The following is a 22166-nucleotide window of genomic DNA, read 5'->3' as shown; positions in this document are numbered from 1 at the left end:
GATCCGCGCAGTGCGAGCGTCACGATGATCGCGGCCGGTGCCGATCTGAAGATTTACATCGCGACGCGGCCGATCGACTTCCGCTGTGGCCACGATGGGCTTGCGGCGAAGGTGCAGGAGATGCTTCGTCTCGACCCGTTCAGTGGCGCAGCCTTCTGGTCTGGGATCGAACGGGCCTGGTATTGGTGCACAAGCGTCTCGGAGGTTGCAAGTTCGTTTGGCCAACGATCGCAGACGACGTGATGCGCATATCGCCGGCGATGTTCGCAGCCTTGTTCGAGGGACTGGATTGGAGGTTGGTCCGCCCGGAAGAAGCGCGGCGTCCCCAGGCGGCTGGATAACTGCGGCAGAATGACTCGGAAGCTATTTTGAACGTGGCACGCGCGGCGGCGATGTGCTCGAAATAGCGCATGAGCATCGCGGCACTGCGCGACGAATATGAACAACTGAAAGCGCTTTTGGCGCAAACGCAGGCGGCCTTGAGCGAGCATCAGGGGGCGCTGGCGGCGTCGGAGGAAGCGCGGCGTCGGCTGGAGGTTCATCCTCGGCGAATTGCGACGCGAGAAGTTCGGCGCGAAGTCCGAGAAGCTGCGGCCAGATCAGTATCACTTGCCGCTGGAAGACGTGGAGATCGCGCAAGGCATCCTGGACGCGGCGCAGGAGAGAGCCGAGACTGTGATCAAGGGCCGATCGCGGAGCGTGCCGGATCAAGGCTCTCATCGCAATCGCGGCTGCTTGCCTGCCCATTTGCCGCGCGTGGAACGGATCATCGAGCCTGCGAGCACGCTCTGTCCGTGCGGTTGCGGCGCCATGACGAAGATCGGCGAGGACGTCAGCAAACGCCTCGACGTGATCCCGGCGCAATGGCGGGTGTTGGTCACGCGCCGCCCGAAATACATCTGTCGCCATTGCTCGGGCCCTGTCGTGCAGGCGCACGCACCGGAGCAGGTCGTGCCCTGCGCGTTCCAGCCGATCGTGATCACCGATTCCAGGTCATCGTGATCACCCATTCCAGAGCATCGTGATCACCATTTTCAGTCGATTGTGATCGCAATTCCAGCGAACGCGATCAGGGCAACCAGGAGGCGCGCACCGCTGACAGTCTGCAACCGGGTAGCTTGTTCTTTTGCCTAACTGAGAGGATCGAGATGCCGACCGAGAGACCGTCCATGCGCCACATTCGCGAAGTTCTACGCCTGCAGTATAGCGTCGGCTTGTCGCAACGCGCCATTGCCCGCAGCCTCGGTCTGGCCCAGGGCACGGTCAGCAAGTACGTCAACCGAGCCCGCCGCGCCGGCCTGACCTGGCCGTTGCCAACGGAGCTGGATGAAGAAGTCCAGCTCGAGAACCGCCTGTTTCCGCCGCCTTCCTATCGGCCCAGCGACGAGCGTCCGCATCCCGACTGGGCGCTCGTACATCGCAAGCTGCGGCGCCCGAACGTCACGCTGATGCTGTTGTGGGAGGAGTATTGCGACGCCAATTCCGACAGCTTCAGCTATGCGTGGTTCTGCGAACGCTACAGGGAATGGGCTGGCCGTCTCAAGCCAACCCTGCGCCAGGTTCATGTCGCCGGCGAGAAGCTGTTCGTCGACTATTCCGGCCATACCATGGAGGTGGTTGACGGGCTCACCGGTGAGGTGCTCAGCGCGCAGATCTTCGTAGCCCTGCTCGGCGCCTCGAACTACACCTATGCCGAGGCCAGCCTCAGCAAGAGCCTACCGGACTGGATCGCCTCGCACGTCCTGGCCTTTGCCTATTTCGGCGGCGTGGCCCGGCAGACGGTGAGCGACAATCGGAAGGCCGGCATCACCAGGGCCTGCTTTCACGAACCGATGGTCAACCGGACCTATGCTGATCTCGCCCGCCATTACCGCACCGCCATCGTTCCGGCACGGCCATATCGGCCGCGCGACAAAGCCAAGGTCGAAGTCGGGGTCCAAATCGTCGGGCGATGGATTCTGGCACGCTTGCGCAACCGCCGCTTCTTCTCGCTCGCCGCCCTCAACGAGGCGATCCACGCGCTCCTCGTCGAGCTGAACGATCGACCTCTCCGGAGCTGGGGGCGAAGTCGGCGTGACCTCTTCCAAGAGCTCGATCATCCGGCGCTCACCCCCTTGCCGGATGAACCGCACCAGTATGCCGAGTGGAAGCGCTGCCGGGTCACCCTCGATTATCACATCGAGATCGCCAAGCATTACTACAGCGTCCCTCACAACCTCGTGCGTCAAGAGGTCGAGACCCGCGTCACCCAAAAGACCGTCGAGATTTTCCTGCGCGGCAAGCGGGTGGCGTCGCATCTGCGCAGCACCCTGCCGCATCGCCCGACGACGATTGCCGAGCATATGCCGAGCTCGCATCGCCGTTATCGCGACTGGACCCATGAGCGTATTCGTTCCGAAGCCGCCAAGGTCGGCCCCGACGTCGACACCCTGATCGACGTCATCCTACGGTCGCGACCGCATCCGGAACAGGGCTTCCGCTCCGCCATCGGTATTCTCGGGCTGGTCAAGCGCTATGGCCAGGAACGCGTCGACGCCGCCTGCGCCCGTGCCCTCCTGCTCAACGCCCGTTCGTACAAATCGGTCGCTGCCATCCTCAACAATGGCACCGACAGGACCGCTCAGCCCGCCGACGAGACGCCCATTCTCTTCCACGCCAACATCCGCGGCCGCAGTTACTACAATTGATCAGGAGATCAGCATGCTCGTTCACCCTACCGTCGATCGCTTGCGCGCCCTCGGCCTCGCCACCATGGCCGATGGCCTCACTGAACTGCAGAACAATCCCGAGGCAGCCGGGATGCCGCACGCCGATTGGCTCGGCCTCCTCGTTGATCGCGAGGTCACCGCCCGTGACAACCGTCGCATCACGCGTCGCTTGACCAGCGCCAAGCTCCGTCAAGCCGCCACCATCGAGAACGTCGACTATCGTACCGCCCGTGGTCTCGATCGTTCGCTCTTCCAGAACCTCGGCACCTGCCAATGGATCCGCGATGCCAACCACCTGGTCATCGTCGGCCCAACCGGCACCGGCAAGTCCTGGCTTGCCTGTGCGCTCGGCAACAAGGCCTGCCGCGACGGCTTTTCCGTCCTCTACAAGCGGGCATCCCGCCCGTTCGCTGATCTCGCCCAGGCGCGCGGCGAAGGCCGTCTGGCGCGCCTGATCACCGCGCTCGATCGCGTCAATCTCCTCATCCTCGACGACTGGGGACCCGAACCGCTCACCGCCAACCAGCGCCGTGATCTGCTTGAGATCGTCGACGATCGCTACGACAAGGGATCGTTGTTGATCACGAGTCAGGTGCCCGTGTCGCAATGGCATGATGTCATTGCCGATCCCACCCTCGGCGATGCGATATTGGATCGCATCTTCACAATGCTCATCGCATCGAGCTCAAGGGTGACAGTCTGCGGCGTCAAGCCGGCGAAAAGAAAAAGCCGTGAGCACCTCGCGCACGATCGCCCCGCCGGCCCACAGGCCCCTCCCGCGCGCGTCGCTCCGTCGCTCGTGCGGGCACTCCGCGCCGCGCACGGGGCCCTCCCATGGACCGCCGGAACGATCTTTGTACCAACCCGCCAGCCTTGACCAGGAGACCATTTCCAGCACACATAAGGCCGTCAGTCGTGTTCGCCTCCGAACTGATCGCGATCACTGGAATCCGTGATCACCATCGCCTGGAACACCTGATCGCCATCCCTGGAATCCGCATCGTGCCCAGCGGGCTGCCGACCGAAGCGACCATTGTGCACGTGATCGTTGCCAAGTTTGGCGACCATACGCCGTTCTACTGTCAGGCCGAGATCTATGCGCGCCAGGGCATCCGGCTTGATCGGGCGACATTGGGCAACTGGCCCGGGCGCGCCTGCTTCCATCTTCACCACATCGCGGACCACATGCGCCGCCGCCTGGCCATGGCGGATCGTCTGTTCATGGACGCAACCACGGCGCCGGTGCTCGATCCCGGGCGAGGCCAAACGAAGAAGGGCTACTTCTGGGCGATCGTCTCCGACGACCGCGGCCACAGCGGCCCAAGTCCGCCGATCGTTCTGTTCCGATATGCCCCGGTCGCAGCGGTGCCTTTGCGGAGCAGTTCCTGGATGGCTTTTGCGGACGCTTCCTGCAATGCGATGCCTATGATGGTTATGACCGGCTGACCGAAGTCGCTCGACCGCAAGCGCCGTGGACGCTCGTGCATTGCTGGAGCCATTTGCGCCGGCGCTTCGTCAAATTGGCCCGTAACAGCAAATCGCCGATCGCCGAGGCCGCCGTTCGGCACATCGCACAGCTTTACGCCATCGAAGCCATGGTACGCAGTGCATCGCCGGACATCCGGCTGGCCGCGCGCAGAGAGCACTCGCTGCAGTTAGTCGCCGCGTTAAAGCTTTGGTTCGAGAAACAGCTGTCGATGATCTCCAGCGGTTCGACGCTCGCCGAGGACATCCGCTACGCGCTCAATCACTGGCAGGGGCTGACTCGCTTCCTCGAAGACGGGCACCTCGAGCTCGACACGAACCCAGTCGAGAACGCCATCCGGCCAGTCTGCCTGACCAGAAACAAATGCCCTCTTCGCCGGGCATGAGGTCGGGGCTGAAAATAGGGGCTTGCTTGCGTCGCTCGTCGCCACCTGCAAGCTCAACGACGTCAACCCGGCCGCCTACATCGCCAAAACACTCGAGGCCATTATCGACGGCCATCACCATAGCAGAATGACGACCTCATGCCGTGGCGATAGGGTCGCGGCTAAGCGCTTACGATTAATCCGCGGGAAATGGACTCACTGCTTTCGTAGGTCCTGGATGCTCCTCGCGTCGCGTCGGCGTTGCTTTCGACCGCGCTGCCGGTGCTGGTGATTGCGCCTGTCGCGATGCGACATAGGACTAAACCGCTCGCGCGGTAGGGCCCTGCGGCAGACGGCTGAACCAGTATCGGGAAGGTAGCGTCCTGTCTGAAGATGAGGGGTTGCCAACCTCACATCAGACAGGTATGCGCGCTCCAATCACTTCGATCCAATGTCCGCAGCGCCTTCTGGTGAGGCGGTCCGTCTCGATTAGATATATTCGGACCGGCCAGTCACCCCTCCAAAGCCACCGCTTCCAAGCATTTGACGTGTTAACTGCCGCGAAGTTCATTCGCTGCGACGTCTGGCTTAGGTCCACCAGAGAACGAGATCCGGCCGCGCAAACCCAAAGAAGCAGTTCAGCAGAAGACGGCGCTTGCCGTTGCCTAACAGCCGGGTCACGCCATGAATGAACCCGCCATCGATCACAGCGACATCGCCTGCCTGAAGTTTGAACTCGTGAGAAGGAAACCCCTCAAGATAAGCTGCTGAATAGGGATAGCCCGTGGTCTCTACACCCTGCGACTTTCGGTCCGTGGCTGTCGGCTTATGACTCCAGATCCTCAGATCCCCACCTTCCTCGGGCATGCTAGGATAGAAATTGAGCGCGACGACAGTGTTTTTGGCCACACCATCAAGTTCATATTCTTTCCCAGCACTTAGGACCTGAGCAAGGTCATCGTGAGGCTCCAACGCATACGTGCCGGTGCCAGACCAACAGATAGCGCGACAAATGTTTGCTTGGCCATGCTTTGAGCTGGCAAGCCGCAATTCAATGCCATCCCTGTGAAGCTCGCGCCTCAACGCGTCGAACACTCCGCGCACTGGATCCACCAAATTGGCAAAAAGGGCCTCGACGAACGGTCGCGCATTTTCCGCCTCTGCGAAATAGCTGGCTGCATCCTTCCTGTAGTGAGATGCGCCGATATATTGTCCGGGAACGCCATCTTTCCGCTCCCTGAGACCGGGATTACGAGTAAAGTTCGCGGTGATCTCCTCGGCTACTTCGACACTGAAGCCTTGTCTGACGTGTAAGCCGGTGATCTCTCCTTTCAGGATTGAGATGATCTCCGCAGTGCTGATCGAGCCGGTCCGCTCTCTGATCACAAGAGGCGAAATCCGTGGCGCTTGAGATACTTGATCAGTTACCATTGGCTTGCTCCTGCAGTGCTTGATTGAGGATGGTGATACCACGTTCGAGTTCCTCGTCGGTGATCGTTATCGGCGGAAGGACTTTGATAACATCGCGATTTGGCCCTGAAGACTCGATTAGGAGGCCGTTTTCAAAGGCGAAATCATGCACATGGCCGACAATGGAGGGTGAACGGCACTTGAGGCCGGCCATCAGGCCGCGGCCGCGCTTTCGTTCAATGCAATTGGGGAACTTCGAAACTAGGCCATCAAGGTGTGTTTGCAGTTTGACTACCGTCCGCTCGACGCTTGCGGTAAACTGCCTGTCAGACCACATTCTGCACATAGCGGCTGCAGTTACAAAGGCGAGATTGTTGCCTCTGAACGTTCCACTATGTTCTCCCGGATTCCATATGTCTATCTCGGGTCGAATTAGAACAATGGATAGCGGATTACCTGAACCGCTTAGAGATTTTGAAAGGCACACGATATCAGGCTCGATTTTTGCGAACTCAAATGAGAAGAACTGGCCCGTTCGCCCTGCACCTGCCTGAATGTCGTCGACAATCAAAACCACATCGTGCTTACGACAAATTCGCTGAATTTCTGCAAGCCAAGCTGCGGATGCGGAGTTCATGCCGCCTTCTGCCTGGATGGTCTCCAGGATGATTGCAGCGGGCTTCTCTATGCCACTACCTGGGTCGCCCAGTACGTAGTCAACGTAATTCGCGGAATCAAACGTTTCGTTCGGATAGCAGTCATATGGCATGCGGATGACGTCGTGGCGAGGCACGCCGCCCAGGTCCCTCGTCGAGGCCGAACCCGACACCGCCAGCGCGCCAAGCGACATGCCGTGGAATGCATTTGAGAAGGCCATAACGTTCGACCGGCCAGTATATTTTCGCGCTAGCGCAAGCGCAGCTTCGTTAGCGTTTGTGCCGGTCGGCCCGGGAAACTGAATCTTGTACGAAAGGCCTCTGGGTTTGAGGATCGAATCGACAAACACTTCCAGGAATTCACGCTTTGCCGTCGTGTACATATCAAGCGACAATAGAATGTTCCCACCGGCGAGATATTCAATTCCTGGTTTAAGAATGCTAGGATTGTTATGCCCGTAATTCAATGCGCCGGACCCCACAAGGAAATCGATATAGTTCTTACCGGCCTCGTCCCAGATCGTCGCGCCACGGGCCTTTGTAAAGACCGTGGGAAACGAGCGCCCATAGCGGCGAACATTGGACTCATGAGTCGCGAATACATCGATATTCATTTTGGTGTCCATTTGTACGTAGGCATTGCACAAGCGCGTTTCGTTTCTGCGATAGATGTCTTCCAGACTGGCTCCGAGAACCAGGGTGATGAAGGCGCATTTCCAGGCCGTTGATGTCGCTTAGCTGCTCACAGCCTCTCTGAAGCCCATTTACTTCATCGGTTTGATCGATGCTGCGCCGTGGTGTCGCTTATGTTCAAGGCGCACCTCCCCGTCCGGGTTGCGCTTTTTGCGTGGCATGCGCCCAGCCCACAGGAACCGTTTTTTGCGGCAACGCCATCCGCGCATAGTTAACGTCTAGACGCCCTTTGTTTCGGCGAACACGCTGTCTGTGCAAGTGCGCTGGCATGCACACGATTATTAGCAGCTTCCAAAGCATGATTCTCTCCCGGAGCTATAGACTCATCTTGCGTCGCGCGTGTGTTTCAGATGGCTTCCTCGATACCTGAGAAAAGCGAGCGACGAACCTACTAATGCTGGCAGTGTTCGCATCCTGACTCACGGCTAAGCGTTGCCGCGCGTATCGCAGATTCTGGGAAACTGAGCGGTTTTGCGGTGGGGTCTGTCGGCAAAAACGCTAATGGCGGAATTCTCATCTGATTCAAGCTGTTTGCCGTTGCAGAGGCTGGGAGGCCGCTAGCAGTCTGCTGAAAACCCTGCAAAATCGCCGGGGCTTCCTCGCTGGGTGGTTCGAGTTGTGTTGGGCTGGGCTACGTACCGATCGGTGCTGCGATCGACCGCATTAGGCTGCGGCCGATCTAGCATCCGGATGAAGTTGTAGGCGATCAGGTTGAGCAGGAATTCGGCGGCAACGCGGGCGGAGTCTCGATGTTTAGGTCTTACGCATGGTTCAGTGCTGCTTGCCCCGAAGATGCATTCGGCCATGGCACCGCATGATTGTGACATGCCAAAGCCGTCGTGTCGGGCGGATCGTCCGTCGCCGGCACTCGGACGTCCATTCGGGTTATCGCTGTTGTATTGGGCCACATGTGACGTGACGTTCAGCGCGCGCAGCTTGGCGACATGGTCGGCGGTGTCATCGGCCTAGTCCTCGCCACGGTGATGCGACGGACGTTTCTTTTGCCTTGGGCTTGCGCACGTATTCCGACGCGCCGCTCGGCTGTTCCCGTGGCATCGTGACCCGACCATCCACTGCCAGACGGTTCCGGCTCTCCATGATGACGTGTCCCATTAGCAAAGCTTCGTGTCCCGTCCGGCAGCCTAGCAATAAAGCGGGTTGGCGGGATCGGTCACGCTGGCATGCGTGTCGCTCTTGTGTTTATTGTCCGTGAAAGCTCGCTCCATCGCCATGGTCGCCGGGCCCCTTCAACCGCCTGCATGATGGCTTTCCCTGTTCAGCGTTGGCGTGCAACTATCGGCGTCTCGTTGTTTCGGCCAATGCGCATAGTGGGGATTTGTGCGCGCATCGGCCTGAAGACATTGCACATCACGGATGCGCAGCACCCTCACCCACAAGCCCGTAAGTCATAACGATCCCATTCAGAGGATTCGCACCGCGCGTCGTGCTCGGCATTTTTTACTGGTCAACAGCATTTCTTGATGAACATTGAATTCGCGTCTCCTTCACGGCGCATATCCTGACGTCTAGCGGACACACGCACGACGCTCGTCTGCATCATGATGAACGTCGCGACCAAAGATACCAACGTAAGACCGTATGTCCGCCTCTGCCGATGAGGTGGCTCGCCCTACACTGTGCGTCCGAGGGTTGCGCGGGCGGACCGAGCCGATCCTCATCACAGGAGGACGAGCCGTGGCAGATTATAAGGAAGCATTCGCCGGAATCGACGTGGCCAAGCTGAGAAACGCGGTCGCGATTGCGGAGGCAGGCCGGGAGGGAGAGGTTCGCTTCTTCGGTGAGGTCGATGCTTCAGCGACCAACATGCGCCGCGTCATAGGGCGGATCGCGAGCCGGTTTGGCCGTGTACATTTTTGCTACGGGGCCGGCCCGACCGGCTATGGTCTTTATCGCCTGATCCGGTCGCTCGGCCACCAATGCACGGTGGTAGCGCATCGCTGATCCCAAGGAAGCCGGGCGATCGTATGAAGACGAACCGCCGGGACGCCGTTTCTCTCGCGCGGCTATTACGCGCCGGCGAGCTGACGGCTGTGTGGGTTCCCGATGAAGGTCACGAAGCGATGCGTGACCTCGTTCGCGCCCGATCGGCAGCGGTTGAGACGCTGCGGATCCACCGGCAGCAAGTGAGCGCCTTCATGCTCGAGCATGGCCACACCTATCCTCGCAAAAAGGGCTGGACGATGCGCTATTTGCGTTGGCTCCAGGAACAGCAGTTCGATCACCCCGCACATCAGATCGCGCTACAAGGAATGGTCGAAGCAGTCCGCGTCGCCAGGGACCGGGTCGACCGGCTCGAGCGCACGATCCAAGAATTCGTCTCGGCCTGGTCTTTGGAGCCGCTTGTGCGGGCGCTTCAAACATTGCGCGGCGTCAATCTGGTCGTCGCGGTGACATTCGCGACCGAAGTTGGTGACGTGAGCCGGTTTGAGAGCCCACGTCAACCTATGGGTTACCTCGGCCTGGTGCCAAGCGAACGATCGACGGGAGAGGCTGTCAGGCGTGGTGGCATCACCAAGGCCGGCAACGGCCGTGTTCGCCACATGTTGGTCGAAAGCGCCTGGACATATCGACACCCTCCGAAGATCGGCAAGACGAAGCTATACGGGCTCGAGCAGGTGTCGCCAGCAGTACGAGAGATTGCTTGAAGGCGCAGAGCCGCTTGACGGCCCGCTACCGGAAGCTGGCTGCGCGCGGCAAACGAATGACGGTGGTGTGCATCGCTATCGCCCGTGAACTGGTCGGGTTCATGTGGGCGGTTGCTAGGCAAGTGCAGACAGCCTGATCGGGCGCCCTTCTTATCATCGTGCATGGACGGAGGCGGGACCACGGCAGAGGGAATGCCCGTCAGACGCTTTGTGGCCGGCAAGAGCGCCGACGCCCGCAGTAAGATAGGAGCAGACCTCGGACGTATAATCGGGAATGCGGTAGCCAATCCGCGCATCAGAGCTTGATCACCTACGTCCTTCGGTTCCGCCTCCACCTATGCACGATCATCTCTATGAACAGCCGATCGACGATCGGACGATGCTCTGCGTTCTAATCCTTGACAGCGGACGTCAGAGCGTCGTTCTCGGGCCACAGCTTTGAGAGATTGTGTGCGGTGGCCCAGGGCCGTAGCTGGTCGATGTCGCGGTTTGGATGTCCGCTGGCGATCCTGGTCAGGACGTCGGTGAGATAGGCGAGCGGATCGACGTCGTTGATCTTGCAGGTCTCGACCAGGGACGCGACGACAGCCCCAGCAGCGTGTTCTTGCGACTGAGCTTGATGCCACGGATTGATCGTTCGACCGTATTGTTGTCGAGTTCGATGCGGTCGTCATCGATGAAGCGCGTTAAGCCTTGCCAGCACGAGAGGGCGTAGCGGATGGCCTCGGCGAGCTTGATCTTCTGACTGATGAGAGCCAGCTTGTTATGCAGCCAGCCCTCGAAGGCATCAGCCATCGGCCGGCGTTTCTGCTGCCGCACGAGGCGACGTTCCTCGGCGCTGCGGCCGCGGATCTCCTTCTCGATCGCATAGAATGCGGCAATGTGCTTCAGGGCCTCGCTTGCGATCGGCGCGGGGCCGCCTGTCGCTAGTTCGTAGAGGTTGCGAGTATGCGCGATCAATGTTCCTCCACGACGCAAAACCAGCTTTCTTTTGGACGTAGAGCAATACTAGATCCGTCAGCAGGGACGGGCTTTGAACGGTCTTGCTCCTCGCGCTCAGGCCAGCGCCGGATTGCCTCGATAGCAAGCAATCGAGACATCATGGCTTCGGCTGCACGGAAGAGGCCGCCTCTGCCGGCACCTTCGCGGCGACGGGTGCGCTCCAAGAATGTGAGGCAGGCACGTCTCTTTTCGGCTGATGCGCCCAGCTACAGGGCCGGCACTCAATGAGTTTCTTGCGAAACGATCTCGAGCTCCGATACGTGGGCACTCTCCTGCTGCCGCTCGCCCCCAATACCGGCTGCTCATCGCCAAAGCGGCCATGTCGCCTTAAGCTCTGCCATCGGCGCGCATCCGCCGAATCACTCACCAAACTCACCAGCACAGTGTCGAATTCCGCTCGTCTGCATTCGGCCTGCCGTCAACGCGGACAAAATCCAACGGGACGTTTGGTTGAAGCCACCGCTGTCGGATATCCGACAAGGCTGCTCATTCGCTCCACAGACCAAGCTGATATGAGTGGTTGATTCATCTCGAAAGCAGCGCGCTGCCATACTCCGCAAGCGGCACGCGGATTGCAGGATGAGGAGGAGACGCGGCGGACAAAGTGGTCGTTGCCGCCCATATCAGGAGTCTCCAATGACGATTGGCCGTATGATCCTGAGCAGTTCAGTTCTGACGCTGTTTATACTTGGCACTTCGTAAACGGCGAACATCACTGTGGCCGGCGCCCGGGCAAAGGGACTGCAGCGCTGTCCAGGCAGAATAATCGGCACGACACGAGCTTTGGCGCGAGCGGAGAGCCCTTCGGACAGATCAACAAACCATGTCATTTCAGCTGTTTCGTTCGGCCGACCGCTTTCTCCCGAGCAAATTCGGCGAGAACGGCCTCGCGCTCGAACCGGCTTCATCCATTCCACACGCAGGCTCGTGCTGTGGAGATCGAGTGCTAAAATCGCGAATAGCCCGGAGACGTTCGAGATGCCATTTTTTGTAAAATTGTCGGCCTTCATTAGACTCGCGCCTCCTTTTGGCGTAGCCGCGGCGCGCGCGATGACCACGCTCGGCATCCGCGAAACGATGCAGCAGAAGCTGCTCAAATGGGCGAGCAATACGCAAGGCTATCAAATCGCCAAAACCGGCAAGGCCGAGCCGGATTTCGTCACGCAGCCGAGGCTCACGCATTGCAGGACCGTATCGTGGCGGGCTAGTGCAGCAGGAGACTTTTGATCCCCTCCGGCAGCACTGCCTTGCTGTTAGAGGCTGTCTCAAAAAGTAGACGCGCCTTCGTCGATTTTCTCAAAGGACCGGGCTCCCAAGGAGGGGGCGCGCGTCACGGCTGTGCGTGGCAAGCCTGGAGTTGAACCATGGAGGACCTTTCGGAGATCTGGGAGTCGGTCAGGCTGACAATCGAGCTCGCGGGCATCACGACAGTGATTCTCTTGATAGTCGGTACACCTCTCGCCTGGTGGCTAGCGCGCTCAAAGACCATTTGTAGTGAGGCTGTGGCGACGATCGTCATGCTGCCGCCGATACTGCCGCAACCGGTGCTCGGGTTCTATCTGCTGGCCTTGCTCGGCCCGGCCGGGCCAGGCGGTCTGCTCGCGTCTCTCTGGGGAGAGCGCACACTCGCCTTCACCTTTGCGGGCCTGGTTGTCGGATCGGTTTTGAGCGCACTACCACTCGTCGTCCAGCCAATCCGCAACGCCTTTATTACAATGGGCGACCAACCGCTCGATGCCGCCGCCACTCTGCGCGCCTCTCCGTCATACGCCTTCTTTACGGTCGCCCTGCCTTTGGCACGACCGGCTTTTCTTACCGCTGCCGTACTTGGCTTTGCACATACGATCGGCGCATTCGGGGTCGTACTGATGATCGGCGGCAACGTTCCCGGGCGTACCAAGGTACTGTCCGGCGTTCTGTTCGACTATATCAAAGGATCCCGTTGGGACGAGGCAAGCTGGGTTGCTGGCGGCATGTTGGTGTTCGCCTTTGCGGTCATCCTGATCTTGACCTCGATCGATAAATACCTAGGACGGAGGAGCACGTGAGGAAAGCCACACCGGGCCGGATCGAGGTCGCGTTCAGCGAGAAGCGCGCTCGTTTCCCGCTGAACACGCGGTTCAGCATACCGGCCAAAGGCGTAGCCGGGATTTTTGGACCGCCAGGTTGCGGCAAGACCACTGTGGCGCGCTGCATCGCAGGGCTCGAGCTGTTGTCAACCGGTTTTTGCGCCATCGATGGCGAGGTGTGGCAGGACGAAACGACGTTCCGCGCGCCCCATCTTCGTGCGATCGGCTATGTCTTTAAGGAGCCGAGCCTCTTTCGGCATATGTCGGTCAGGCGTAACTTGCTCTACGTTGCACCTAAACGCGAGCCGAGGCTGATTGCATTCGATGAGGTGGCCGAATTGCTCGGCATAGCGCCACTGCTCGACCGCTCGCCAGCGCATCTGTCCGCCAGCGAGCGGCAGCGCATCGCCATCGGCCGCGCACTCTTATCCCAGCCAAGAGTTCTTTTGATGGACGAGCCGCTTGCAACCCTGGATCGCTGCGCCAAACGTGAGATTTTGCCATGTCTTAAACGCGTGAATAATAAGTTCGCCGTGCCGACGATCCACATCAGCCATGACATGGCTGAGATCGAATACCTCGCCGATCACCTCGTGATAATGGAGCGTGGCGCGATCACCGCGGCGGGCCCGCTGCATACCTTGCAGAGTGATCCGACGCTGCCCCTTGCGGCGGGTCACGAAGCCGCCATCAGCCTTGATGCCGTGGTCGGCGGCTATGACGGGCGCTACGGGCTACTCATCCTCCGTCTCAAAGGTGCACGCCTTTTGGTGCCGGCGGCGCCGCTTGCACCTGGCGTGCGACAGCGGCTGCGCATCGCAGCCAACGACGTCAGCGTCTCGCGCGATGCGCCGCGCTCAAGCACCATCCTCAATGTCTTTCCGGCGCGGATTAAGGCTTGTTTTCCGCTCGGCGCGTCCGAGATCACTCTGGTGCTTGCGCTTGGCACCGGCGGGTCAGGCGCGGACATTTTGGCGCGTATCACGCGTTACTCGTTCGATACGCTGGGGCTCAAGGACGGAATGGACGTATTCGCCCAGCTCAAGCATGTCTCGCTGGTCTCGACCTCTGAAGCGCCATCGCAAGCCCCAGAGGCCTCCACGTCAGCAGGAGATTCCGAACAGGCAAGCGTCGCTGCTTGAAATCAGCCAATAAGGGAATCAAGATCTTGATCGCGACCTCACGTGGCCCCCCGATTCCCGTCGACGCAATCCTCGACCGTCTGGAACATGGCCTCGATTGCCTACTCACGGACTTAGCTCAGACTCTCGCGCGATCGGTCGGTGTCGATCTCCCCCTGATCGGCCCAACTCTCCCAGAGGAGGCGCAATGCGATGGGCATGTCCCCTCCTCAAGAGCAAACCCGATCGAGTCTCATCTATAATCCGAAGCTTTACCTGCGACCGTCGGCTGACCTCACCGCTCGCCTTACCTGGAGCGGTCAAGCTAACCTGCTTACGGCTCAGCACTCAACGCTGCTCGTTCAAGCTGTACTTCGACCAACGCGATGGAAGCTGGATGCGTTTCAAAGGCACGCCGAAGCGCGCGCATCACGATCACTTTCCCGGGCGCTCGACACCGGCGTACGCCGCATACCATCGAAGGCGGCTTCTTGCCGCGTTGGTCAATCGACCAACGCGAATGGCTGGACGAGCTGAGGCTCCGGGAATTTCATGAAGGAGGATGGGTCATCGAGCAGCTTTCAGATGATCCAAGGGCCTGACGTACACGTCAATTGAACTGAGGGTCTCACACCGGGGCTCTCCTCCCGATCCGCGGGTCTCAGCAACGGCGGAGGTCCGGTTTCAGTCAACACGAAGGTTTTCAGCCGACATCTTGCCGGAGCGGCCGGGGAGAAGCTCGTAGCTCACGCGCGCGCCCTCGGCTAAAGTCGTGTGCCCGGCCTTTTGAACCGCCGATATATGAACGAAGACGTCAGCGCTGCCGTCCTCAGGCCTGATGAATCCGTACCCCTTTTCAGGATTGAACCACTTCACAAAGCCTATCGCCACTTTCACAATCTCCAACAGTCTCAGACCCGAGCTTTCATGAGCGCAGACGGTCGCCGCCGTGACCGAGGGGGCTGAGCGCCGAGCGCCCTACCATATCTCCGCTTCGTCTCGCCTATTGCAAGCTTTGAGCCAGACTTGTGATTTCTACTGGTCGCGTCCCCAACAGCCAGACCGGAGGACAGGCGGGCCAACCGTGTTCTGTGCGGGCGAGGCCGTTTTGCAATAAAAGCCCACCCGGATTGTGGCCAGCATTGTGGTTGCTGTCACCCCGGAACACCGCCACGGCGATTATCGCGCACTGAGCCACGTCTGGGCGCTGTCGCCTGCCTAAGACGCATTGCGGGTACGGCGCCGGCCGATCCCATGGGCTTGCTGCTGCGCCTGCGGATCAAGAGTCGCGAACATATCAGACTGGTCACGCACGCACCTTAATCCGGAGACTTCATCGTCGAACCGGAAATGCGAGGGTCTCACAACTCATATGTATAATTACATTTCACCGAGATCGCTTCAGGTCGTCGACGTCGCCCCGAGGTTCTGGAAGACACAATGACGAGCGCGGCAATTCACGGGTTCGCAAGGTCTGGACCGTTCTCAAGAAAACGGTTAGCTGGTGGACTCGCAGGATTCTGGCGGCTAGTCACTAGGTCATTCCGCTTAAAGGCACGCCGGTGAGCACGGCGACGAGAACAGCAACGCCATAGTCGTTGGCGTCATAGCGGTTCCCGCGTCTAACCTCGCTTCCCCAACAGTGCTCCACAATCGCCGGCGCGAGCGCGGGTCTCCATCGGGCGTTGTCAGCCGACCCGCAGCGGCAGGTTCTACTCCCTTGCGGCCAAGTCTTTGTTGGTACGCATACGAGGAAGACCGCCTGATTGACGCATGCGCGCGGGCACGGACAGCTCTATGATAGCGCTGCGTGAAGGTCAGGCGGCTTGCTGATCGGCGGGCTTGTCGGCTTGGTGCAGAAGGTTCCATTCCCAGGGCAACAGTTCGTGCAGACGCGAAGCTGGAAGATCAGCGATACGGGCGAGGACGTCGGCGAGCCAGGCTTTGGGATCGACATCGTTGAGGCGGCAGGTCGTGATCATCGTCAGCATGATGGCGGCGCGGTCGGCGCCGCGCAGGCTACCTGCAAAGGTCCAATTGCGCCTTCCCAAGGCGATGCCGCGCAACGCTCTTTCGGCGGCGTTGTTGCTGAGGCAGATCCTGCCATCGTCGAGGAAGCGGGCAAAGTCGTCCCAGCGCCTGAGCATGTAATTCATGGGCTTCAGGACCTCAGAGGAGCGCGATAGGGTTTCCCGCTCGCGGAGCAACCAGGCGTGCATGTCGTCGAGAAGCGGCTTGCTCTGCTCCTGGCGCACGGCACGCCGCTCGTCGGCGCTGCGGCCGTTGATGGCGCGCTCGATCTCGAACAACGCATCGAGGCGTCTGACAGCCTCCAGCGCGATCGGGGAGACTGGTTTGCCTTTCTGTCCGTCCCGGGCGGTTTTCTCGATGTCGGCCAGCTCGAAGAAGCCCCGCCGCGCATGGACCAGGCAAAATGCCGGCGTGATCGGCATCGCTTTCTTTTGCGGGTCGAACAACGGCTCGAAGCCGCTATAGCAATCCGCCTGCAGGATGCCGGCGAAGGCGGCCAGATGCTTCTGGGGATGCTCGCCTCGGCGGTCTCTCGAGGCGTCATAGACCGCTGCCGGCGGCGCAGGCCCACCGTAGGGCCGGTCATCCCGCACGTAGGTCCAGATCCGGCCGGTCGCGCACTTGCCCTTGGCTAGGATGCGGATGGTGGTGTCGTCGCCATGAAGGCGCTCAGCCGCGAGCACATGACGCTCGATCAGCTGGAAGAGCGGCATGACGGCGAATGTCCGTGTAGCCTGTCGCGAGCCACACTCGCGCGCCCGTCGGAACCGGGATCATCGGCGGACCAAAGCATCGAGAACGCGACGTAGCGCGTCTCCATCAACGTCGCCATCGACCCGGATGCGGTGTCCGCTACCAAGATCAATCTCGATGATGCCCACGTTCTTCCGTCGACGCGCCGCCGTCGTCGTCAATGGCGCTTCGGCCACCTCCCGCGGCGGCACAGACGGCCCAATCTCGACCGGCACGAACGGCGCTATACTCGCCTCACCGTGCTTGCAAAGCTCTTTGCGCCACCTGAACAGCTGGCTCACATGAAGGCCGGCCATGCGAGCCACCTCGGAAACACTGGCTCCGGGCTCGAGCGATGCTGCAACAAGCCGTTCCTTCTCATCCTGCGACCACCGGCGCCGCCGCTCGACCGATGTGATCACCTCCGCCCTCGAAATCGTCATAGCGCTTCTCCTAGGATTAGCCAGACGCCGCATTTGACGCTGCATGCCCTAAAGGACGAACTCGCCGCTCGAGGGGTTAAGGTCTCTCACAATGCGGTTTGGGTATTTCTGCGTCGAGTAGGGCTGCGGTTCAAAAAAAACACTGCTCGCCCTCGAGCGGGCTCGCTCCGACATCGCGCGTAGACGCCAGCGCTGGCGTTCGTTGCAGGCCAACCTCGACCCGCGACGCCTGGTCTTCATCGACGAAACCTGGGTCAAGACCAACATGGCCCCATTGCGCGGATGGGGACCAAAAAGCGAGCGGGTGCGCAGCTTCACGCCACATGGCCACTGGCGGACGCTGATTTTCCTCGGCGCCTTGCGCTGCGATCGCCTCACCGCACCTTGTCTGTTCGACGGTCCAATCAACGGCGAGTGCTTCCGTGCCTATGTTCAGCAGCTTCTCGTGCCGCAGCTCCAGCCGAGCGACATCGTGATCATGGACAATCTCGGCAGCCACAAATCGGCTGCCCTGCGCAGCCTGATCAAAGCAGCCGGCGCAAGGCTTTGGTATTTGCCGCCATACTCGCCTGACCTCAATCCGATCGAACAGACCTTCGCCAAGATCAAGCATTGGATGCGCTCCGCCCAGAAGCATACCATCGACGATATCTGCCGCCACATCGGCGGTCTCGTCACGACCACCCAGCCAAACGAATGCAGCAACTACTTCAAAAATGCCGGATATGCTTCCATCAAAAGATGAAACGCTCTAGTACCGCACGTGCGCTGCCGTTCGTTCGTGGTGGAACTCGCAGACTATCGCGCGGCCATAAAGGGTGATTTACCCGCATCAACCGAGCTGTCCTCGATCGCTTTCCCCTGAAGAACTTGTCGCGTCTCAAAAGGAACCGCCGTCAACGGGTGGGGCAATACGTCGTTCATTTTCGTTCTCTGGCAGTGTGCATTGCACGGGCAAACAACCTGGCTCCAGATCAAGCGCCTGTTGCCCGTAGCCCCCAATCGCCAGCCGCGCGGGCGCCGGAGCGTGTCGTTCTAGCCGCGACTGCTCACTAGCGTTCTATGAGGACCGCATGGGCGTGAGCCTGACAGGGCGGCAATGATTGCGGGCGGCTTGGGTGCTGCCTTAAGTTCCGATATGGCTATCATCACTGACCGCGACCCTCGTGTGATCGATGGCGCGCTGGATGTCGTCGCTGGCGTCGCGCCGGGAATTCGCTGCATCGTTCTTACCTGCCCCGGTCTTCATCAAGGAGAACGACCTGCCCTCGAACGCACTCTCTTTTTTGCCAAGAGCCTGATTTCGCACCTGGACCGATTCGAGTGACCGAATTAGTTCGCGGACTCTTTCCTCCCTAGCCTTGATCATCTGGTTCTCCTAATTTGTCGCGCGGCGGTTCAGGATGGAAGAGCGCGTCAATCAAGGTGAGAGAGTTTCGCCGGGCTCGTGACGTAGGGAGGGCGTAGCCCGACCGGAGTTACGAGCCCGGCGTCGGCGCGATCCGCGAGGGACCGCGCCGACTGGTGATCGCGGCCGGCAGGTTATGCAAGTGGTTCTTCCGCCAAGAGGAATCACTCGCTTGCCAGGCCGACACATCACAGATCACCAAATGAGGCTCTACATGAAGTACCGTCAGACCGATAGCCCGCCAGTGGCGGCGGCCAAGGCATCATTCAGTGCGTCGACCGCTTATCGGATCGAGAGAGATCCCCGACTTCCATCGCAAAAGAAGGCTCCCCGCGGCCGGCGACGACCGGACCCGTTGAGCGAGGTATTCGAGACCGAGATCGTCCCGATCCTGAAGTCGGCACCTGGCTTACGCCCGGTGGCGGTCTTCGAGGAGATGCTCCGACGTCATCCTGATCTCGGCACCGGTATCCGTCGTACCCTGGAACGTCGTATCCGTGCCTAGCGGGCGATCCACGGCGAGGAACAGGAGCTAATCTTCCGCCAGATCCATAAGCCTGGTCAGCTCGGCCTCTCCGACTTCACAGACATGGGCGAGTTGGGTGTTACGATCGCGGGCGCACCGCTGGATCATCGTCTCTATCACTTCCGTTTGGCCTATTACTTCTGCGCGTTCGCCGCATTCGGACTACCCTTCGGAATCGCCCAGTAGTCCCATCTCAGCTTTGCCTGATTTCGATTGATCTCGAGCGGCGCGCCCTGGTTGATCAACTGGCTAGCCCGGCCATCAAAGGCATTCACAAGGTCGGCCGTCTTGTCGTGCATTATTTGCTGGATCTCGGACCCAACAGTCCACCATTTGCGGATGTGCGGCTTTATCTTGTCCAAGCTCTTGAAAATGCGGTCAATGTTCATGGGGTAGACCGCGTTCATAGGAACGCCGTCCGCCAGCAAGGATTCCTCCCAAGGCCCCTCGACGCCACGCTGGCCGGTCGGCAGCACGCGGACGCCAGGAAACTTGCTCACGTCCCAGAACTCGGCCCAAGTCGTGGGCCGCGGCTTGCCAGCCGGAAACTTCTCCGTGTTGTAGACCATCACGTTCGCATACATGAGCGATCCGACGGCGAACGGTTCTTTGGCGAAGTCAAGGATACCATCGAGCTCGTCCTTTTTGTAGATGGAGTAGTCAATCTGTTCGAGCTGACCTCTTGGGCCTGCGATGGCAACCGACGGCGCGCCTAGGTTGATCACGTCGAGGGTCACGTTTTTTGTGGTCACCATTAAGCTGCGCTATCGTCGAATCGTCGGTGATGGGATTCAACCCTTGATTCCCGTTTCGGCCTGAAACGGCTTCACATACGCTTCGATGTTCGCCTTCCCCCATTCGCCTCCGCCGACGGATACGCGAAGCTCGTTCGAAGATGCCGAAGCCCGACTGGTGATCGAATTTAGCGTCCCAAGCATGAGGACGGACGAACTCGCCTGCACGATGCGAAGCTTTATCCATGCAGCGTATCGTGCACGATCCGTATTGTCGACATTGCGCTCGGCGAATTATCTCGAGCCCTTAGCTCCCTCAGAACCACACGCGCAACCGGCCTTCCGAGACCGGTGTTAGGTGATGTTGGCGGGACTCGTGACGATTAGCGCGTCGATCTCGCGACGTTCCATTTCCGCTTTAACTGCGGATAGTCTTTGCAGATACTCAGCCCGTGGGAAAGCTGGTGGTGCTTTTGGCATTACCATTGTGCGTGTCTCCTTCTGTCTATTCTGCTGGTACTAGCGCCAAACGGAAGCAGTCGCAGGCGGCTGTCGACCGTTTGCGGTGCGCGATCCGTTCTACCCCGAGACAGGCGCGATGCGCGCCTGCCGATCAGATGATCAAAAACCTGCCCAGACTAGCGTATCACGCGCGGTAGAGGGTCGGAGGCGTCTTGCTGAGTATCTCGGCGCCGCATTCGGTCACTAGGACGCTCTGGCTACAACCCGACAGGTAGTCGCCCTCGCCGATGAGAATAATCGGCATGTGAAGGGTCATCCCAGCCTTAATGATGTCGCCCGCGCCCGGCTCCAGACTCAGATTGCCCCGCTCGCTCCAAGGGGCGCCGATCTGATATCCTACTCGATGGTTCAAGCCCTGCGGACGAACGGACCGCTCGACCACCTTGCGCCCGGCGGTGTCCACGTCTCCCGCTGTCACGCCAGGCTTAATGGCTGCGATAGCGGCCGCAAGTGCTTCCTCGGCCACAGCGTGGAGCGTTTCGGCCTCTGCGTGGCGCCCAAGCACGGCGCTGCGGACCAGCCCTGCCGTGTATCCGTTCTTCGCCCCACCCAGCTCGACCATCGCGGGCTCATTGTTTCCGATGGGATGGCGCGTCAGTTTCGTGTGTGGCAGCTTCGTGCGCTCGCCGAACCCAATGGAAACAAGCCTGGGATCATCGCCCTCTGCTTTCCTGACCTCAGCGAGGATCGCCGCGGCCATTTCCACTTCGGTGATCCCTTCTCGAAGCGAATTCTGGAACGCCCGCACTGCAACATCGGTCATGGCCATCGCCTCGCGGAAAATCTCGATCTCCAGCTCATTTTTTACGGCCATGACAGAGGAAACCAAACGAGAGGCATCCGCAACCTTCATGTCTGGAAGCAGCGACTGGAGCGCGGTCACATCGGCGTACGCAAGATTCCAACAGCCGAGTTCTAAGCCGACTCGCTTGCTCGCTAATCCGTACCGTCTGAGCACATCGGCGCAAACCTTCGCAAAGTCCGTCTGCTCGGTATAACCGATGATTTCGTCGATGCAGCTTTCCGCGCGAACGCCAACCAACTCGAATTCGCGGACGACATAGGTCGGCGATCGGCCCGGAACAAGAATCAGTGGGAACGGCATGAAGTACCCACCCATCCCATCGTACCCCGTGAGATATCGCAGATGGCCGTGGGCAGTAACCAGGAGGGCGTCGAGTTCGGCGCGCTGCATGACGTCCAGCACGTTTCGTTGCCGGCGTTCGTACTCTGGCCTTGCGAATGGCGGATGAGTAAAAGGAATTGGTTTGAACGTCCGGGTCATCGATTAGCTCCTTTTCGTTTCCTATGGTTCGTTTTTCATTCGACCAGTTGGTCGGACGGCTCGCGGTCTGTTGGCGGCCTCGAGCCGGTCAGTGTCCGAATTCGATTGAAGGCCGCGCATTCACGCCGACTCCGTCTACCTTCCTACCTTCAGGCCTGGCCGTACTGCCAAGTTAAGTTCGTCAGTGCACTCCTCAACGGACCCAAAGCGGCTGGTCTGCCGAAATGTCTCGTGCTTCGTCAAATCAAGAAGCCTCGCAAAACCATATGGGTGAACAGGCCGCTCGCCGGCGAACAGCGCCGGCTGTGCT

At 60.0% G+C, this 22166-nt stretch carries 13 protein-coding genes and 10 pseudogenes; 13 read left to right on the top strand and 10 right to left on the bottom strand.

Annotation, left to right across the window (positions count from 1 at the left end; genetic code table 11):
* Positions 1-24 precede the first annotated feature (24 nt).
* The 7 genes and pseudogenes from tnpB (at position 25) to ACFDR6_RS24350 (ending at position 4850) form a co-directional block, all read left to right on the top strand.
* Positions 25-341 (top strand): annotated as a pseudogene (gene tnpB / locus ACFDR6_RS24375) (IS66 family insertion sequence element accessory protein TnpB).
* A 211-nt stretch (positions 342-552) separates the two neighbouring features.
* A pseudogene (locus ACFDR6_RS36355) lies at positions 553-702 on the top strand (transposase domain-containing protein); the annotation flags it as partial.
* Positions 703-735: 33 nt separating this feature from the next.
* Positions 736-954, top strand: a pseudogene (locus tag ACFDR6_RS36350) (IS66 family transposase zinc-finger binding domain-containing protein); the annotation flags it as partial.
* Between the two features lie 194 nt (positions 955-1148).
* Positions 1149-2687, top strand: a complete 1539-nt coding sequence (istA, locus tag ACFDR6_RS24365; protein WP_375859769.1) for an IS21 family transposase — start codon at positions 1149-1151, stop codon at positions 2685-2687.
* Between the two features lie 13 nt (positions 2688-2700).
* Positions 2701-3443 (top strand): annotated as a pseudogene (gene istB, locus ACFDR6_RS24360) (IS21-like element helper ATPase IstB).
* Between the two features lie 99 nt (positions 3444-3542).
* Positions 3543-4579 (top strand): annotated as a pseudogene (gene tnpC, locus ACFDR6_RS24355) (IS66 family transposase).
* Positions 4580-4601: 22 nt separating this feature from the next.
* Entirely contained in the window at positions 4602-4850 is a 249-nt protein-coding gene (locus ACFDR6_RS24350) for a transposase domain-containing protein (RefSeq protein WP_375859768.1), read from the top strand.
* A 296-nt stretch (positions 4851-5146) separates the two neighbouring features.
* Here the strand turns inward: ACFDR6_RS24350 and ACFDR6_RS24345 are convergent, their stop codons facing one another.
* Positions 5147-5989 carry a 2OG-Fe(II)-dependent halogenase WelO5 family protein gene (locus ACFDR6_RS24345; RefSeq protein WP_375859767.1) on the bottom strand — a complete coding sequence of 281 codons (843 nt, stop codon included), beginning with the start codon at positions 5987-5989 and terminating at the stop codon, positions 5147-5149.
* Positions 5979-7238, bottom strand: a complete 1260-nt coding sequence (gene ectB / locus ACFDR6_RS24340) for a diaminobutyrate--2-oxoglutarate transaminase (RefSeq protein ID WP_375859766.1) — start codon at positions 7236-7238, stop codon at positions 5979-5981. Before ectB ends, ACFDR6_RS24345 begins: the two co-directional genes overlap by 11 nt.
* 1774 nt (positions 7239-9012) lie before the next feature.
* Between ectB and ACFDR6_RS24335 the strand changes: the two are divergent.
* Positions 9013-10120: pseudogene (locus tag ACFDR6_RS24335) on the top strand (IS110 family RNA-guided transposase).
* Positions 10121-10374: 254 nt separating this feature from the next.
* On the opposite strand, the pseudogene ACFDR6_RS24330 reads toward ACFDR6_RS24335, so the two are convergent.
* A pseudogene (locus ACFDR6_RS24330) lies at positions 10375-10928 on the bottom strand (IS66 family transposase); the annotation flags it as partial.
* Between the two features lie 680 nt (positions 10929-11608).
* The gene (locus ACFDR6_RS24325) at positions 11609-11995 is read right to left on the bottom strand and encodes a hypothetical protein (RefSeq protein WP_375859765.1); all 387 of its coding nucleotides are present in this window, start codon (positions 11993-11995) and stop codon (positions 11609-11611) included.
* 40 nt (positions 11996-12035) lie between these two features.
* Between ACFDR6_RS24325 and ACFDR6_RS24320 the strand changes: the two genes are divergently transcribed.
* The 3 genes from ACFDR6_RS24320 (at position 12036) to modC (ending at position 14196) form a co-directional block, all read left to right on the top strand.
* On the top strand, positions 12036-12212 hold the full coding sequence (locus ACFDR6_RS24320) for a hypothetical protein (protein WP_375859764.1): 177 nt from the start codon (positions 12036-12038) through the stop codon (positions 12210-12212).
* Between the two features lie 137 nt (positions 12213-12349).
* On the top strand, positions 12350-13033 hold the full coding sequence (gene modB / locus ACFDR6_RS24315; RefSeq protein WP_375859763.1) for a molybdate ABC transporter permease subunit: 684 nt from the start codon (positions 12350-12352) through the stop codon (positions 13031-13033).
* A complete protein-coding gene (gene modC / locus ACFDR6_RS24310) occupies positions 13030-14196 on the top strand; it encodes a molybdenum ABC transporter ATP-binding protein (RefSeq protein ID WP_375859762.1) in 1167 nt (388 codons plus the stop codon). The genes modB and modC overlap by 4 nt, the downstream gene beginning before the upstream one ends.
* A 663-nt stretch (positions 14197-14859) precedes the next feature.
* Here the strand turns inward: modC and ACFDR6_RS24305 are convergent.
* The 3 genes and pseudogenes from ACFDR6_RS24305 to tnpA form a co-directional block, all read right to left on the bottom strand.
* Positions 14860-15066, bottom strand: a complete 207-nt coding sequence (locus ACFDR6_RS24305; RefSeq protein ID WP_375859831.1) for a cold-shock protein — start codon at positions 15064-15066, stop codon at positions 14860-14862.
* A 926-nt stretch (positions 15067-15992) separates the two neighbouring features.
* Positions 15993-16931, bottom strand: a pseudogene (tnpC, locus tag ACFDR6_RS24300) (IS66 family transposase); the annotation flags it as partial.
* A 48-nt stretch (positions 16932-16979) separates the two neighbouring features.
* The gene (tnpA, locus tag ACFDR6_RS24295; protein WP_375859761.1) at positions 16980-17381 is read right to left on the bottom strand and encodes an IS66-like element accessory protein TnpA; all 402 of its coding nucleotides are present in this window, start codon (positions 17379-17381) and stop codon (positions 16980-16982) included.
* Between the two features lie 12 nt (positions 17382-17393).
* Between tnpA and ACFDR6_RS24290 the strand changes: the two are divergent.
* A pseudogene (locus ACFDR6_RS24290) lies at positions 17394-18126 on the top strand (IS630 family transposase); the annotation flags it as partial.
* 381 nt (positions 18127-18507) lie between these two features.
* Here the strand turns inward: ACFDR6_RS24290 and ACFDR6_RS24285 are convergent.
* Positions 18508-18750 carry a hypothetical protein gene (locus ACFDR6_RS24285; RefSeq protein ID WP_375859760.1) on the bottom strand — a complete coding sequence of 81 codons (243 nt, stop codon included), beginning with the start codon at positions 18748-18750 and terminating at the stop codon, positions 18508-18510.
* Positions 18751-18961: 211 nt separating this feature from the next.
* Here ACFDR6_RS24285 and ACFDR6_RS24280 point away from each other — a divergent pair.
* A pseudogene (locus tag ACFDR6_RS24280) lies at positions 18962-19450 on the top strand (IS21 family transposase); the annotation flags it as partial.
* Here ACFDR6_RS24280 and ACFDR6_RS24275 read toward each other — a convergent pair.
* Together ACFDR6_RS24275 and ACFDR6_RS24270 are read right to left on the bottom strand one after the other, a co-directional pair.
* Entirely contained in the window at positions 19450-20070 is a 621-nt protein-coding gene (locus tag ACFDR6_RS24275; protein ID WP_375859759.1) for an extracellular solute-binding protein, read from the bottom strand. The pseudogene ACFDR6_RS24280 and the gene ACFDR6_RS24275 overlap by 1 nt on opposite strands.
* A gap of 625 nt (positions 20071-20695) precedes the next feature.
* Positions 20696-21856, bottom strand: a complete 1161-nt coding sequence (locus ACFDR6_RS24270) for a M24 family metallopeptidase (RefSeq protein WP_375859758.1) — start codon at positions 21854-21856, stop codon at positions 20696-20698.
* Between the last annotated feature and the right edge of the window lie 310 nt (positions 21857-22166).

The sequence above is a fragment of the Bradyrhizobium tunisiense genome, assembly GCF_042263385.1.
Taxonomy (GTDB): Bacteria; Pseudomonadota; Alphaproteobacteria; order Rhizobiales; family Xanthobacteraceae; genus Bradyrhizobium; species Bradyrhizobium tunisiense.
The sequence above is the reverse complement of the archived record's forward strand: the minus strand, read 5'-3'. Positions and strand labels throughout refer to the sequence as shown.

Excerpts from the sequence above, each read along its gene's own strand:
- istA (WP_375859769.1), top strand. The coding sequence starts at position 1,149 with ATGCCGACCGAGAGACCGTCCATGCGCCACATTCGCGAAGTTCTACGC.
- ACFDR6_RS24345 (WP_375859767.1), bottom strand. The coding sequence starts at position 5,989 with ATGGTAACTGATCAAGTATCTCAAGCGCCACGGATTTCGCCTCTTGTG.
- ectB (WP_375859766.1), bottom strand. The coding sequence starts at position 7,238 with ATGAATATCGATGTATTCGCGACTCATGAGTCCAATGTTCGCCGCTAT.
- ACFDR6_RS24325 (WP_375859765.1), bottom strand. The coding sequence starts at position 11,995 with ATGAAGGCCGACAATTTTACAAAAAATGGCATCTCGAACGTCTCCGGG.
- ACFDR6_RS24320 (WP_375859764.1), top strand. The coding sequence starts at position 12,036 with ATGACCACGCTCGGCATCCGCGAAACGATGCAGCAGAAGCTGCTCAAA.
- modB (WP_375859763.1), top strand. The coding sequence starts at position 12,350 with ATGGAGGACCTTTCGGAGATCTGGGAGTCGGTCAGGCTGACAATCGAG.
- tnpA (WP_375859761.1), bottom strand. The coding sequence starts at position 17,381 with ATGACGATTTCGAGGGCGGAGGTGATCACATCGGTCGAGCGGCGGCGC.
- ACFDR6_RS24285 (WP_375859760.1), bottom strand. The coding sequence starts at position 18,750 with ATGATCAAGGCTAGGGAGGAAAGAGTCCGCGAACTAATTCGGTCACTC.
- ACFDR6_RS24275 (WP_375859759.1), bottom strand. The coding sequence starts at position 20,070 with ATGGTGACCACAAAAAACGTGACCCTCGACGTGATCAACCTAGGCGCG.
- ACFDR6_RS24270 (WP_375859758.1), bottom strand. The coding sequence starts at position 21,856 with ATGACCCGGACGTTCAAACCAATTCCTTTTACTCATCCGCCATTCGCA.